The sequence below is a fragment of the Mycobacterium sp. NTMscope_Eco_3 genome, assembly GCF_976985685.1.
This window is the reverse complement of the sequence record NZ_CDRJYZ010000001.1, coordinates 335,679-350,252: the sequence shown is the minus strand read 5'-3', so window position 1 is coordinate 350,252 and position 14,574 is coordinate 335,679. Positions and strand designations below refer to the sequence as shown.

The following is a 14,574-nucleotide window of genomic DNA, read 5'->3' as shown; positions in this document are numbered from 1 at the left end:
CCGGCCAGTCTGATGGAAGGAGCCTACGTCCGTGTCGAAGAGGGTATCGCCTGTGCAGCGGTTGCAGGCAGAAATTGATGGTGTGTTCGCCGGCGGCGAGGACCTGGCGGGCGCGATCGAGGAAGTAGCCCGGCTTGGTGCCCGGTTGCTGCTGCAGACCGCCATCGAGGCCGAAGTGGCCGCGTTTTTGGGCCGGGACCGCTACCAGCGGACCGCGAGCTGTGCGGACGCCCGCGCCGGGATGCGCAACGGATACTGCCCGACCACGGTGAAGACCACCGCGGGACCGGTGACGCTGGCACGGCCGAAGATGCGCGGCACCACCGAGCGGTTCGCCTCCCAGCTGTTCGGCAAGGGAGTAACCAAGACCAACGCATTGGAGGCATTGGTGATCGCCGGGTTCGTGCGCGGGTTGTCGGTCCGCGACGTGGAGGCCACCCTGGTCGAAGCGCTCGGCGAGGCCGCCGCGGTGTCGAAGTCGACGGTGTCGCGCATCTGCGAGGACATCAACGGCTCAGTTCGAGCAGTGGAGCGCTCGCCGCCTCGACGACGTCGAGCTCGATTACCTGTTCCTGGACGGGTCGCACTTTAAATACCACGCAGGCGCCTCAGCCGAGCCGGTACTGGCCGCGTGGGGTATCGACACCGACGGCAAACCGGTGTTCGTCGGGCTTGAGGCGGCCTCCTCGGAATCCGGTGCGGCCTGGGAAGGGTTCTTGCGCGGGCTCGGCGAACGCGGCCTGGCGTGCCCACTGCTGGTGATCAGCGACGGCGCACCCGGGCTGATCGGCGCGGTCGAGACCACCATGGGCGCGGCGTTGCGGCAGCGGTGTCTTATTCATCGCGCCAGAAACATCCTGGCCAAGGTGCCCAAGAATGCCCAAGCTGACGTCAAAGCCGATTATTGGGCGGTCTTCGACCTACCAGCCGATGTCGAACCCGGCATCGCCGCGGTCAAACTCGCCCAAAACAGGACCGACGCGTTCGCCAAGCGCTGGCGCGACTCCTACCCGGCCGCAGTGCGGGCCCTGCTCGATGACCGCGACTCGCTGACCGTCTACCTGCGGTTTCCCCGTGAGCATTGGCCCAGGGCCCGACACTCCAACTTCATCGAACGCACCTTCGGCGAAACACGGCGCAGAGTCAAGGTGATCGGCCGCCTGCCCGGCGAGTACTCCTGCCTCACACTGGTGTGGGCCGTACTCGACCGCGCCAGCGCCGGATGGCGCGGGTTCACCATGACCCCGGCCGGGCTGCGGCTGCTGGCCGACCTACGCAGATCGCTGCACGACCCACCGACCGAACTGCCGCAAAGGAATCCGCAAAATCACACCGAAACTGGCCTGGTGCCAACCGAGCCTGTCAGCGCTACCGCATAGACTCATGAACGCAAGCGAACGATCGATCTGCGCGACGAGTTGGGCAACCCGGTCGATCCCGGTTCTCACTGCTAATTTCCTTTCGTCGTTTGTCTCATTCGGTCCAGATTCGGGCCGAATGCTGCGTTGTTGTTGGTGTTCATGGTCGGGCGGGTGGTGCGATTAGGTGTTCTGGACCGGATGCGACAAGCTGCTGTCGGCGTTTCATGGCGCCGTAGTGAACAAGGTCTCCTCCGGCAGCGGCAGTTGGATGGCCAGGCCTTTGCGTTGGCCACGGTTGACGTGGACGGCGTTGAGCTCTCCGCGGCGGATTCGATCCAGGACGGTCTGTTTGGCCACGCCGAGTCGGCGGGCAGCCTGCTCGAGCCCAACCCATCCGTCGGGTGTGTCTGGGGTGATATTGGCGCGTAGCTCGGGGTCGATGCGGATCCGCCACGGGTCGCCAGGGCGATGTTGCTCGCCGTGGATGAAGCCGCTTGCCAGCCACCGGTAGAGAGTGGCGCGGGAGGTGCCCCAGCAGCGTCTCGGCTTCGGCGATACTGACCATGCGTACATCGTCGCCGACGGGTACGACAGGCTCGGTCGGCCCGGCGATACCGTGTTTGCGGCGCAGGCTGCCAACCCGGTCGCGGGTGAACGCCAGCCCGGTCGCAGTCATCACGCCCTGCCGTGCGAGCAGACGCGCGATCGTCGCGTCGTCGTAGTGGGCTGCCAGCCGCCGAATGCGCTCCAGCGTGTCGGCCTCGGTACGGATCGCGCTATCGACGGCGCGCTGAAACAACTCACCAAGCTGCGGTCAATCCACGAGCGACCGGCGAGCGTCCAAACCCGCCGACAGGCGGGCCACTGGGAGGGTGACCTCATCGTCGGCGCCCAGCAGCGGTCGGCGGTCGCAACGCTGGTGGAACGAAAGATGCGTCTAACACTGCTGATTCGACTGCCGAATGGACATTCGGCACAGCATGTCGGGGATGCCCTGATCGCAACGTTCACCCAAATGCCGGTCAAACTGCGCCGGACCCTGACTTGGGACCAGGGCAACGAGATGTTTCATCACAAACGTATCGAGGCGGCGACAGGGCTGAAGATCTACTTCGCCGACCCACACTCACCTTGGCAACGCGGAAGTAATGAGAACGCCAATGGGCTTGTACGCCAATACTTACCAAAGGGCACCGACCTCAGCATCTGGGACGACGGCCAACTCCGGCAGATCGCCGATGAACTCAACGACCGCCCACGACTGTGCCTCAAGGACAACACCCCGACCGAACTTCTGCGACGATGGGAGCGTCAGTACACACTTCACTGATTCGCAACGATGAGTGGAATCCGCCCGGGCACCAGTGGCCGGTTACACCAGTCGGTCATCTCGGCGACTACCTTGTCGGTGATCCGCGAGATCGTGTCCTTGGATACCGTGGCGCCGTAGACGTCGGCGAAGTGGGCAGCGACCTCACCGGTGGTCAATCCCTTTGCCGTGAGTGACAATACGATCTCGTCGATACCCGTCAGCCGACGCTGACGCTTCTTGACAATCTGCGGCTCGAAGCTGCTGTTGGTGTCGCGAGGCACTTCGATCTCGACGGCGCCGATCTCGGTGAGCACCGTCTTGGCCCTGGTGTCGTTGCGGGAGTTCCCGCTGCCGCGCCCGGCAGGGTCGTGCTTGTCATAGCCCAGGTGCTCGGCCATCTCGGCATCCAGCGCGGTCTCCAGCACGTTCTTGGTCAACTGATTCAGCAGCCCGTTCGGGCCGACCAGCTCGACACCCTGTTCTTTTGCCTGCGCCAGCAGCTGCTCAGCGAGCTGCCGTTGATCCAGTTCCATCGCCACAGGATCGAGTGTTTCTGACATCGTCAGTCCTTCCCGCCAAGCTCACGCTCGGCGTGACAGACCAAGATCAGATCCACCGTTGTTCAGACAGTCCCGCCAGCCTTTACGCATGACGTAGTCGAGCCAAGTACCGGCGAACTGGGAGGTGAGCACGGCTGCGATTACCTGTGTGGTGTAGAACTTTGAGCTGATGATGCCGGCGTCGAAGGCGACATTGGCCAAAACGATGCCGGGGCCACCGCGGGCGTTGGTGGTGATCGCAAGGTTGATCAGGTCAAGTCCCCGGAAACCCGCGAACCGCCCGGCGAGCGATACCGACATCACTTTGATCGCGCAGGTGCCGACAATGAAGATGACGATCATCCATACCGAGACGCCGCGGATGAGATCCAGCTTCAGGCCGACGATCGCGAAGTAGATGGGAATGAAGAAGGCGAAGGAGACTTTGCCGATTGCCTCGAGCGCGTCGGCGAAGATCCTGCGCTTCCTATGCGCGACGGCAAAACCTGCGAGGAACGCCGCGAAGACGAGGTTGACGTCGAGGGCTCCGACAACTGCGCAGTATGCCAGCAGGACCGCTATGGGGTAGCCGGTGGGCGACTGCCGCGCAAAGACATTCCAGCGAGAAGTGTTGATGCGCTTGATGACGCGTGGAACAAGCTTGAGCCCGAGGATGAAGTAGGCCACCGTTGCGAAAAGGTGCCAGAACATCTGCCACGGATGCAGAGTCGTCTTGCCTGAACCGTGTGTCCAGGATTTTCAGGTCGGCGAAGATTTTTGACACCGCCGGCACCGAGGTGACAGCGACCCCGACCGCAAGGATGACGTGGCTTCATCGCCCCCACTGCCCGCACGAAATACCCGCCGGAGCGAGAACCCTCCTGGTCCGCAAGCTCATTGACGGCGCGCAAAACCTGAGCGGTGGCCTCGTGGCTCACGGCCCGGATTCGCGGGATCCTCCCGCCGTCTCCCGGCTGATTCGGGCCCAGCGGTTTTGTAATCGCTACAAGCGCACCAGGCCGCGCAGCGGCACAAGCCCGAGCTCCTTATGGGTGAGGAATCCAGGCGGGGCGTCACAAACGGCTGGAATCGCGTTCGCGGGGCCCATCGCGGTCCAGGTGTAGCCCGGCTTCGGGTAGTTGCCCTGCGCATCCGGAGGCGCTTGGAGGATCAGCTCGGTGGGTTCGTCGCCCTCGATCACGATGCGATAGTGATAGTGACCGCCCCAATCAGGCTGCGGCTCAATGGCATTGTATTCGTCCATCGTGTACATCTCGTGGAATGTGATGAAGGTCTTGTTGTCCACCCAAGTCGTCCACTTGTGATGCTGTGAGGCGACTGTTCCCTTCTTGATCACGCCCTTAAAGCCTGGCATGTCGCTGGTCGGCCCCCCTTCGTACCGGATGTCGCGCGTGGCCGTCCCTAACTCTACATCCGTTGTGTACTTGTCGACCGTCTTGCCGAATCCGTCCGCCACCATGGCCATCGACTGGGCGAACAACGGCCATGCGTTCCCCAGGAGATTCGGTCCGGCCAGAAACTCTTCGGGATCGCTCCCCATCCCCATCTCGTGCAGGTACTTCAAAGTGTCCTTGCCGAAATTCACCACCTCGTAGATGTGGATAGCGTCGATCCGGCTGACGATTCGGGCCAGCGTCAGCACGAGCAGGTCTCCGGCAAAGCCAGGATTGATACCACCTGCGTGGAACGAAGTACCGCCCTCGTGACACGCTGCGTCGATCTTGTCGATATCCGCCTTGCTGTGTTCGGTTCGATACCACCATGCGCCACCCGAGGCGACGACGTTCTTGCCCCCGCGCAGCAGACGGCAGACCTCTTCGGGATCGGACCAAAGTGGCGCATAGAACACGCAATCGGCGTCAAGCGCTTCGATGGCTTCCTTGTCGGTGGTCGCAAGCACACCGATCGGCGCGGCGCCGACGAGCTCACCGGCATCCTTGCCAACTTTTTCCGGACGATTACAGAGCACGCCGACCACCTCGTACGCAGGGTTACCGACGAAATGGCGAAGCGCCACCGTTCCGACGTTGCCGACGCCCCACTGGCCCGACCTGGACCGGAGCAGATGTCGAGATGGTTCCTGGAGCCGCACTCCCCGTAACTGATATCGCCGTCATGCGCGTAGTCACGGTAGATCCGCAGCATTCGTCCCACGCCAGGTTTCTTCGCGGTCGCACCTGCGGGCGCGGGCCGCTTCCATAGATCGCCCGACTCGGTGCGACGCTCGGGACCCAGGCCGGCATCGAGCGCAGCGGTCAGCGGTTCGTCGGCCTTTCGCCCGACGTGGCGCAAGCCCAGCAGCCCCAGCCACCGCCGCCAGCGCCGTGACCTGGACGCCGAGCGATTGCATTGGAAGTTCCGACGCGAAAACCGAGCCGTACGGGCGCTTAGTCAGCGCCCGGTAACCATTGGCGGTGAATGCGAAACCCAACACGGACACCAACACGGCTGCCAGTCGCTTCACAGCTGTCCTTTCCGTCGACCGCGGGCATGACGTACACCGCCCACTAGTTAACGAATCTAACTGCCCGGCTTTCGGCCATTTACACCCCTCGGGTCAGCCCGATATCCGGCCAAAAGATTACGTTTCGCTGCGTTGCCCGGATTCCCCGGAGTCCCCGGGCCTGCCGGCCTTCGCGGGGTCCTCGATCACGTGATATGTCGGGTCGATCATCGAAATGGGCCCGCGACCGCGGCGATCACCGTCACCGCATCGGCGACCACCCCGCCGGCCGGCTCAGGCATCACCGGATCGGGGTCCACCGCGCGCAACCAGACCGTGAACATTGACCGCACCGCCTCGGCCCGCTCGGCGAAGCGACGCAGCCAGCCCCGCACCGTCTCCACCGGACGGGCCAAGTCGGCCGCGATCCGGCGAAACCCCACCCGCCGCCGCAACGCCTTGGCAGCCAGCGCCGACACGATCACCGCCGCAGTGTCGGCACGGCGCAGCAACGCGGTCACGGGCAACAACACATGCGTCACCCCGCAGCCGGTGCATCGCGACCGGCGAGGACACAACCGCACCGACCCGTCCCGACCGCGCAGCTGTCGCGGCCTGGCCCACCCCCAACGCGCCAGCACGCTGCTGCATGCCGGGCAGCTCAACTCGCCCGCCGCCAGCCTGCGCTCGACCACATCGACATCTGCCTCTACCGTGACCACTGCGCCTCCAAGCGCGAAGACGGCCCTCCCGCAGACTCCGCCCAGAGACATCGGGAGGGCCGCCGCCCACAACGACGTGATCACCGTGCCGCCCCGACACCACAAAGACCAAACGCAGAAACGACCGGCCGACGAACTGATCACCGTCAGTGCCGGATCGCTACCCCCAAGTGCTCAACCTGAATGCCCCCGAACACGGTGCGCCGGGTTGGATGAACACGGCGCCTACCGAGCCGAAGCGGGCCCAGTCGGCGAGGGCGTGACTGGTCAGTTCGGGTCCGTTGTCCATTCGGATGTGTTCGGGCTTGCGGCCAGTGGTCATGATCAGTTCGTCGAGCAGTCCGGTGGTCTGATCGGCGTTCCACGACCGACGTGGCCGTGTCGCCAACGCCTCGCGGGTGAACTCGTCGATGACGTTGAGGAAACGCAGCTGGCGGCCGTCGACGGTGAGGTCGTGCTGGTAGTCCAGCGCCCACACGTGATCGGGGCGGGCCGCCGCCATGCGCCGGTGCGCCGCACTGTGGCCCAGGCGCAGCCGCTTGCGGGTCTTCGACGGACGTTGCAGCCGTTCGTCTTTCCACAATCGGTGCGTGCGTTTGGGATTGACCACGAGGCCTTCTGACTTGGCGATGGCGTGCGCCTTGCGCCAGCCCCACCGCGGATGGCTGATGGCGATCTCCCGCAGTCAGGCGCGCAGCCGCTGTTCGACGCCATCGGGTCGTTGCGGCCCATACTGCTGCACCGAGCGGTGTTGGCCGACCACCCGGCAGGCACGCCGCTGCGAGACCCCGAACCGCTCGACGAGCATCACCACCGCTCGCCGCCGACGGTCGGGGCTCACCAGTTTCCCCGGCTCATCTCCTTGAGCATGTCGATGTCGAGGGCCTGCTCGGCGACCAGCTTCTTGAGCCGCTGATTCTCCCGCTCAAGCTCCTTGAGCCGTTTGGTGTCTTCGGCTTTCATCCCGCCGTACTGATTTCGCCAGCGATGCCAGGTCTGCTCACTGACCTCCAGATGCCGGCAGACCTCCCCGAGGTCTTTGCCCTCACCGAGCAGCCGTTCACCCTCACGAAGCTTGCGGACCACCTGCTCCGGTGTATGCCGTCGACGTGCCATGAATCGAGTCCTCCTCGCCCCAATTCTGGGGCATCGGACTCCCACAGGAACTTGATCAACCAGGGGGTAACTGGTAGCCCGAGCCGGCCTGTTCGCACAGCGACACCAAGGTCGCGTACGCCGGTGCCATCCGGGCAGCAGAAATGGCACACCACGCCGCTGTGCGACTAGGTGCGACTAGGTGCATAGCACTGCGGTCTGACGGGCGTGCCAAGTGGTTGACGTGTATGTGCAACGTCTAGTATCAGTAATCAAACGCTTTGTCTGGAAGCGGTCCAGAACCGCCGCGACAATGCGAACGGCAGCCCACACGGGGCATTACATGGAGGACACCTTGAGGAGACGTCCGTGACGTACACAATTGCCGAACCCTGCGTCGACATCAAGGACAAGGCATGCATTGAGGAGTGCCCGGTCGACTGCATCTACGAGGGTGCTCGGATGCTCTACATCCACCCCGATGAATGCGTCGACTGTGGGGCTTGTGAACCGGTCTGCCCTGTCGAAGCGATCTACTACGAAGACGATGTGCCCGAACAGTGGAGCCAGTACACGCAGATCAACGCCGACTTTTTCGTTGAGCTGGGGTCGCCGGGTGGTGCGGCCAAGGTCGGCATGACCGAGAACGATCCCCAAGTGGTGAAGGATCTGCCACCGCAGGGCGAAGGCGACTGAGCGCGCCGGTGCTGCAGAAGCCCGGGATGGGCCGACTGGGGGTACCACCCGCTCGCAGGGGAGTGTCGGCCTCCCTGCCGGATTTCCCTTGGGACACGTCGGCCGAGGCGGAGGCGCTGGCCGGGTCCCATCCGGACGGCATCGTCGACTTGTCCATCGGCACTCCGGTAGATCCGGTTGCGCCGGTGATCCGAGAGGCGTTGGCGGCCGCCAGTTCCGCGCCGGGCTATCCGGCAACCGCCGGTACTGCGCGGCTGCGTGAAGCGGCAGTGGCTGCCCTTGACCGCCGCTTCGGCATCACCGGGCTGACCAAGGCGGCCGTGCTGCCGGTGATCGGTAGCAAAGAACTCATCGCCTGGCTACCGACCCTGCTGGGCCTGGGCCCAGCGGATGTGGTCGTGGCGCCGGAACTGGCGTATCCGACGTATGACGTCGGCGCCCGGCTGGCGGGAGCGCAGGTGCTGCTCGCGGACTCGCTGACCCAGTTGGGCCCGCAATCGGTGACACTGGTGTATCTGAACTCCCCGAGCAACCCGACCGGGCGCGTGCTGGGCGCCGAACACCTGCGCAAGGTGGTGGGGTGGTCGCGCGATCGTGGCGTTGTGGTGGCTTCCGACGAGTGCTACCTGGGATTGGGCTGGGATGCCGAGCCATTGTCGGTGCTGCATCCGTCCATCTGCGATGGCGACCACACCGGGCTGCTAGCGCTGCACTCGCTCTCGAAGAGCTCGTCGCTCGCGGGATACCGGGCCGGTTTCGTCGCCGGTGATCCCGCCCTGGTCGTCGAACTGCTGGCAGTACGCAGACATGCCAGGAATGATGGTGCCGACGCCGGTGCAGGCTGCCATGGTGGCCGCGCTGGACGACGACGATCACGAAAAGCTGCAGCGCGAGCGGTACGCGCGGCGGCGGGCGGCCCTGTTGCCGGCGCTGCGCTCAGCCGGTTTTGCTATCGACTATTCGGAAGCAGGACTCTACTTGTGGGCCACCCGCGGTGAGCCATGCCGGGACAGCATCCGTGGTTGGCCACGCGCGGCATCCTGGTGGCGCCCGGCGAGTTCTACGGCCCGCGCGGTGCACAGCATGTGCGGGTTGCGCTGACCGCCACTGACGAGCGCGTCGCCGCCGCGGCCGGCCGCCTCGCTTAGCTTGCGCACCCGCGTGGAGGGGGCGGGCGGCAGAATGCATCGAAGGCGTTGCCAAGTGCTTCCTTAGCGCTCAACCTCGGGTAAAGAATGTGGTCGTGACAACTTCGACTGGCAAGCAGCGTATCCCGGCGACTGTCGGGGACATAGCCAAGCGCGTCTTTCTGGGAAAGCCGCTGATTACCGAGAACCTGACATCCGAGAAGTTGTCGAATCCCGTTGCGCTTGGGGCACTTTCACCGGACGCAATCTCATCGACCGCATACGGCCCGGAGCAGATCTTGATCGAACTGCTGCCCCAGGCCGGGCTGGCGGCGTTGGCGCGCGGGAGAATTTCGGACCCCGGGTCGCGCAGGTCGCGGCCGCTGCACTGTTGATCGACTATGTGGTCACGGTGGCAGTGCAGTCGGCGGCTGGAACGGTGGCGGTGGTGTCGGCGATCCCGGTGTTGGGTCCCTACAGCCTAGCCATCACGGTTGGCGTGGTGCTTGTCATCTGCTACCTGAACCTGCGTGGCTTAAAGGAAGCGGGAATGCCGTTCGCGGTGGCGACCTACTCCTTCATCGCCATGATCAGTCTGACGATCGTGGTGGGTGTCATTCGCGAAATATTTTGGGAATTACCGGTGTACGACCCGCATCACCTGGCCGGAACGGTGCCGGTACAGCAGGGCAACGGCTTGGTGATGGGCGCCACGATCCTGACCTTGCTGCGTTCGTTCGCCAACGGGGGTTCGTCATTGACCGGGGTTGAGGCGATTTCCAAATACAGTCGACGTCTTCCGAAAGCCGCAGGGCGTCAACGCACGTCGAGTGCTCACCGCGATGGCCTGCATTCTCGGGTTCTTGCTGGCCGGTGTCGCCTATCTCGCGTACGTCACTCATGCAACGCCGTATGTCACTGAATATCCATCGGTCTTGTCGCGGGTCGGTCGTGCGGTCTTCGGCAACGGACCAATCGGCGATATCTTCTTCGTCCTCGTCCGTGATCGAGCGCCGGTTCGCGCTGCCCGAGGTGTCGCTGGCCGAAGTCGCGGTGGCGGTCTCCGGTGGCCGGTTGTTGGCGTCGGGCTGGCCCGGGGAGTGGGTGCAACACGAGTCGACCCTGCCGCCAAGGCAGATGAGGCCGTAATCCTGTGCGCTGTCGTGTGTTTAAAAGACAGCAAAGGAGGCGGCCGGTGGTGGTCGGCGATGATGAGGCGAGGGTGCGGGCCGAGCGGGCCCGGGTGATCGGATTGTTCCGGTACCAGTTGATCCGGGAGGCCGCCGAGCCGGCGCACTCCACCAAGGAGCGGGGAAAGATAGTGCGCGAGTTGGCGTCGCGCGAGCACACCGACCCGTTTGGGCGGCGGGTGCGGATCTCGCGGCAGACCATCGATCGGTGGATTAGGGACTGGCGTGCCGGCGGGTTCGATGCGCTGGTGCCCAGCCCGCGCCAATGCACGCCGCGCACCCCGGCCGAAGTGCTGGAGCTGGCGGTGGCGCTGCGTCGGGAGAACCCCGCCCGCACCGCCGCGGCGATCCGCCGGATCCTGCTCACCCAGTTGGGCTGGGCGCCCGATGAGCGGACCCTGCAACGCAACTTCCACCGGTTGGGGCTGACCGCCGGCACCGGTTGCGGGTCGGCGCCGGTGTTCGGCCGGTTCGAGGCTGAGCACCCCAACGACCTGTGGACCGGGGATGCGCTGCACGGCATCGCGATCGCGGCCCGTAAAACCTATTTATTCGCGTTCTTGGATGATCATTCCCGGCTGCTGCCCGGCTATCGGTGGGGGTATGCCGAGGACACCGTGCGGCTGGCCGCCGCACTGCGCCCGGCGCTGGCTTCGCGCGGCGTCCCCAAGGCCGTGTATGTCGATAACGGATCGGCCTATATAGACACGTGGTTGTTGAGGGCGTGCGCGAAACTCGGTGTGCGCCTGGTGCATTCGACACCGCATCGGCCGGAAGGGCGAGGGAAGATAGAGAGGTTTTTCAGGACCGTGCGTGAGCAGTTCCTGGTCGAGATCACCGGCGAGCCCGACGTCGCCGGACGCCACCACGTCGCCGATCTGGCCGAATTGAACCGGCTCTTTGCGGCCTGGGTCGAAACTGTCTACCACCGCACCGTCCATTCCGAAACCGGGCAGACCCCGCTGGCCCGCTGGTGCGCGTCTGGCCCGGTCGGCCTGCCCGCCCCGGAGGCGCTCACCGAGGCGTTTTTGTGGGAGGAGCACCGCCGCGTCACCAAGACGGCGACCGTCTCGTTGCACGGCAACAGCTACGAGGTCGACCCCGCACTGGTTGGGCGCAAGGTGGAGCTGGTATTCGACCCGTTCGATTTGACCCGCATCGAGGTGCGTCTGGCCGGCGTGCCGATGGGGCTAGCGATCCCGCACCACATCGGGCGGCACTCGCACCCCAAGGCCAAACCCGAAACCCCGTCGATACCACCGAAACCCACTGGTGTCGACTACGCGCGGCTGATCGAGACCGCGCATCAGACCGAACTGGCCCGCGGCGTCAACTACGCCGCCCTGACTGGGGCCGACCAGATCCCCGGCCAGCTCGACCTACTCACCGGCGAAGAGGCCCAACCCCGATGATGGACAACCTGATCTCCTACTACGGTTTCTCGCGCACGCCGTTCGGCCGCGACCTGGCCCCCGGCATGCTGCACCGCCACAGCGCCCACAACGAAGCCCTCGCCCGCATCGGCTGGTGCATCGCCGAACGCCGCATCGGCGTGATCACCGGCGAGGTGTCCGTGGCCATGAAAAAGTACCCACTGGTGGCCAAGTGGAGGTATCCGCTGGTGGCCGGATAAAAGTACCCACCCCGTGTTCGTCGTGTCGATCAGGAACTGCGGGCCCCGGTGGTGACGGTGAAGGTGCCAACCACTCATCGTCACCACCGGGGAGTTCCATTGAAGTCTGCGAGGGACCGCATGGACATCATTTCTGCTTATCAACAAGTCGGGTCATACCGCGGCGCCGCGCAGCTGTGCGGCACCACCCATAGGACCGTCAAGAAAGTCGTCGAGAAATTCGAAGCCGGTGAGAGCGCACCGCCGCGGGTCGAGCGGGCCCACAATTACGATGCGGTGGCCGATCTGGTCGCCGAGCGTGTCGAGAAGTCGGCGGGTCGGATGTCGGCGAAGCGGATGTTGCCGATCGCGAAGGCCGCCGGTTACGACGGGTCGGCACGCAACTTCCGTCGCCTCGTTGCTGAGGCGAAGGTGTTGTGGCGCAACGAACATCACCGGGGACGTCGCCCGGCGGTGTGGTCACCGGGTGAGTATCTGGTGATCGACTGGGCCCAAGCCGCACCCGGGTTGTTCCTGTTCTGCGCAGTGCTGGCGTTCTCCCGGTGGCGCTTCGTCGCGTTCGCCACCGACCAGAAGGCGTCCACGACGTTGGCGTTGATCGCCGAAGCGATGGCCGGGATAGGTGGTGTCCCGGCCCGGGTGCTGGCCGACCGGATGGCCTGTCTGAAGGGCGGCGTGGTCGCCAACGTGGTGATCCCTACCGCCGAATACGTCCGGCTGGCAGGTCATTACGGTTTCGCGCCGGACTTCTGCCATGCATCCGACCCTAAATCGAAGGGCATCGTGGAGAACTTGTGCGGCTACGCCCAACGCGACCTCGCCGTCCCGCTGCTCACCGACGCCGCCATCGCCGGGGTGCCGGTTGATCTGCGTGCTGCCAACGTTGCGGCCAGGGCGTGGTGTCTGGAGGTCAATGCCGCGGTGCATTCGGAGATCTGTGCGGTCCCCGATGAGCAACTGCTGATCGAACGGGAACTCCTGCAACCGTTGCCGTCGCTGCAACTTCGAATCGGGGCACCGTCGGTGATCCGCAAGGTCGACCGGCTGTCGTGTGTCCGGTATGCCTCGGCCCGCTACTCGGTGCCCACCCGACTGATCGGGACCAGCGTGGCCGTCGTCGTCGATCACGGCGCGCTGTGCATCGTGGAGCCCGCGACTGGGGTGATCGTGGCTGAGCACGAACTGGGTGCCCCAGGCAGCGCATCAGTCCTCGACGATCACTACGACGGTCCCCGCCCGGAACCTAGCCGCGGACCACGACCCAAAACTCATGCTGAGCAACAGTTCTGCACACTCGGCGAGGATGCTCAAGCATTCCTGGTCGGGGCCGCCGCGATCGGCAACACTCGGCTGGGCTCCGAACTGGAAGTCCTACTGGCGTTGGGCGCCGCCCACGGCACCGACGCCTTGGTCGGCGCGCTTCGCCGGGCGGTCGCGTTCCGGAGGTTCCGCGCGATCGACGTGCGGTCCATCCTGGCCGCCGGCGCCGGAACGCCGCAGCCCCGCCCCGCCGGGGATGCGTTGATCCTGGACCTCCCAGTCGCCTCGACCCGATCCCTGGCTGCCTACACGGTCAACCCGGCCGCAGACGGTGGTGCCACGTCATGAACGGCACGCCAGCCAAGGCAACCAAACCCGTTGCACCACTGTCCACTCCGCAATTCGCCGCTGATCTCGACGCCGGGCTGCGGCGGCTCAAGCTCGCCGCGATCCGGCGCACCGCCCCCGAAGTCCTAATCACCGCCAAGACCCAGCGCTGGACCCCCGAAGAAGTGCTACGGACCCTCGTCGAGACCGAACTGGCGGCACGGGATGCCTCCAACGTCGTCAACCGGCTCAAGGCTGCCGGGTTCCCGGTCACCAAGACCTTGGAGTCCTTCGACGTGGCCGCATCGTCGATTCAGCCCAAGGTGTTCGACTACCTGTCGAGCCTGGAATGGGTTCGCACACAACAGAATCTGGCGATCATCGGACCGGCTGGGACCGGCAAGTCCCACACCCTGATCGGACTGGGGGTCGCTGCGATTCATGCTGGGCACAAGGTCCGGTACTTCACCGCCGCCGACCTCGTCGAAACCCTCTACCGCGGCTTGGCCGACAACACCGTCGGCAAGATCATCGAATCCCTGCTCCGTGTCGATCTGATCATCCTCGACGAACTGGGCTTCGCCCCACTCGACGACACCGGCACCCAGCTGCTGTTCCGCCTCGTCGCCGGCGCCTACGAACGCCGCTCCCTGGCCATCGGCTCGCACTGGCCCTTCCAAGAGTGGGGTCGATTCCTGCCCGAGCAGACCACCGCCGTCAGCATCTTGGACCGGCTCCTGCATCACGCCACCGTCGTCATCACCGACGGCCAGTCCTACCGAATGAAGGACGCCCAACACCGGAAGGAGAACCCCCAACCAATCTAAGAATCACTGCACGGGGTGGGT

At 64.9% G+C, this 14,574-nt stretch carries 11 protein-coding genes and 7 pseudogenes; 11 read left to right on the top strand and 7 right to left on the bottom strand.

The features are described 5' to 3' along the window. Positions 1–31 precede the first annotated feature (31 nt). From AC0KTM_RS01645 to AC0KTM_RS01635, 3 genes and pseudogenes are all read left to right on the top strand, one after another. Positions 32–1,379: pseudogene (locus AC0KTM_RS01645) on the top strand (IS256 family transposase). 129 nt (positions 1,380–1,508) lie between these two features. Continuing rightward, on the top strand, positions 1,509–1,790 hold the full coding sequence (locus tag AC0KTM_RS01640; protein ID WP_136244823.1) for a hypothetical protein: 282 nt from the start codon (positions 1,509–1,511) through the stop codon (positions 1,788–1,790). 97 nt (positions 1,791–1,887) lie between these two features. Beyond that, positions 1,888–2,691 (top strand): IS30 family transposase, encoded by an 804-nt coding sequence (locus tag AC0KTM_RS01635; RefSeq protein ID WP_225589814.1) that lies wholly within the window; start codon positions 1,888–1,890, stop codon positions 2,689–2,691. Positions 2,692–2,723: 32 nt separating this feature from the next. Here AC0KTM_RS01635 and AC0KTM_RS01630 read toward each other — a convergent pair. The 7 genes and pseudogenes from AC0KTM_RS01630 to AC0KTM_RS01600 all read right to left on the bottom strand — a co-directional run. Beyond that, positions 2,724–3,206 (bottom strand): annotated as a pseudogene (locus AC0KTM_RS01630) (transposase); the annotation flags it as partial. 48 nt (positions 3,207–3,254) lie between these two features. Beyond that, entirely contained in the window at positions 3,255–3,923 is a 669-nt protein-coding gene (locus AC0KTM_RS01625) for a cation:proton antiporter (RefSeq protein ID WP_007168473.1), read from the bottom strand. Between the two features lie 292 nt (positions 3,924–4,215). Further along, positions 4,216–5,325: an NAD(P)H-dependent amine dehydrogenase family protein gene (locus tag AC0KTM_RS01620; protein WP_007168472.1), complete on the bottom strand. Its 1,110-nt coding sequence runs from the start codon at positions 5,323–5,325 to the stop codon at positions 4,216–4,218. 596 nt (positions 5,326–5,921) lie between these two features. Then, positions 5,922–6,155: pseudogene (locus AC0KTM_RS01615) on the bottom strand (hypothetical protein); the annotation flags it as partial. Positions 6,156–6,558: 403 nt separating this feature from the next. Continuing rightward, positions 6,559–7,008: a DDE-type integrase/transposase/recombinase gene (locus tag AC0KTM_RS01610; RefSeq protein WP_007168470.1), complete on the bottom strand. Its 450-nt coding sequence runs from the start codon at positions 7,006–7,008 to the stop codon at positions 6,559–6,561. A 75-nt stretch (positions 7,009–7,083) separates the two neighbouring features. After that, positions 7,084–7,239 (bottom strand): hypothetical protein, encoded by a 156-nt coding sequence (locus tag AC0KTM_RS01605; RefSeq protein ID WP_154074411.1) that lies wholly within the window; start codon positions 7,237–7,239, stop codon positions 7,084–7,086. Continuing rightward, positions 7,236–7,514, bottom strand: coding sequence for a transposase (locus tag AC0KTM_RS01600; protein ID WP_007168468.1), 279 nt, complete (start codon positions 7,512–7,514; stop codon positions 7,236–7,238). The genes AC0KTM_RS01605 and AC0KTM_RS01600 overlap by 4 nt, the downstream gene beginning before the upstream one ends. 348 nt (positions 7,515–7,862) lie before the next feature. On the opposite strand from AC0KTM_RS01600, the gene fdxA reads away from it, so the two are divergent. From fdxA to istB, 8 genes and pseudogenes are all read left to right on the top strand, one after another. Further along, positions 7,863–8,189, top strand: coding sequence for a ferredoxin (gene fdxA, locus AC0KTM_RS01595; protein ID WP_007168467.1), 327 nt, complete (start codon positions 7,863–7,865; stop codon positions 8,187–8,189). A gap of 62 nt (positions 8,190–8,251) precedes the next feature. Next, a pseudogene (gene dapC / locus AC0KTM_RS01590) lies at positions 8,252–9,337 on the top strand (succinyldiaminopimelate transaminase). A 95-nt stretch (positions 9,338–9,432) separates the two neighbouring features. Continuing rightward, positions 9,433–10,320, top strand: a pseudogene (locus tag AC0KTM_RS01585) (APC family permease); the annotation flags it as partial. Continuing rightward, positions 10,313–10,465 (top strand): annotated as a pseudogene (locus AC0KTM_RS01580) (hypothetical protein); the annotation flags it as partial. The pseudogenes AC0KTM_RS01585 and AC0KTM_RS01580, both read left to right, overlap by 8 nt. Positions 10,466–10,511: 46 nt before the next feature. Further along, positions 10,512–11,918, top strand: coding sequence for a DDE-type integrase/transposase/recombinase (locus tag AC0KTM_RS01575; protein ID WP_007168461.1), 1,407 nt, complete (start codon positions 10,512–10,514; stop codon positions 11,916–11,918). Next, positions 11,915–12,076: pseudogene (locus AC0KTM_RS01570) on the top strand (ExeA family protein); the annotation flags it as partial. The gene AC0KTM_RS01575 and the pseudogene AC0KTM_RS01570, both read left to right, overlap by 4 nt. Positions 12,077–12,238: 162 nt before the next feature. Beyond that, positions 12,239–13,747, top strand: a complete 1,509-nt coding sequence (istA, locus tag AC0KTM_RS01565) for an IS21 family transposase (RefSeq protein WP_238958373.1) — start codon at positions 12,239–12,241, stop codon at positions 13,745–13,747. Next, positions 13,744–14,553: an IS21-like element helper ATPase IstB gene (istB, locus tag AC0KTM_RS01560; RefSeq protein WP_007172566.1), complete on the top strand. Its 810-nt coding sequence runs from the start codon at positions 13,744–13,746 to the stop codon at positions 14,551–14,553. The genes istA and istB overlap by 4 nt, the downstream gene beginning before the upstream one ends. The last annotated feature ends 21 nt before the right edge of the window (positions 14,554–14,574 follow it).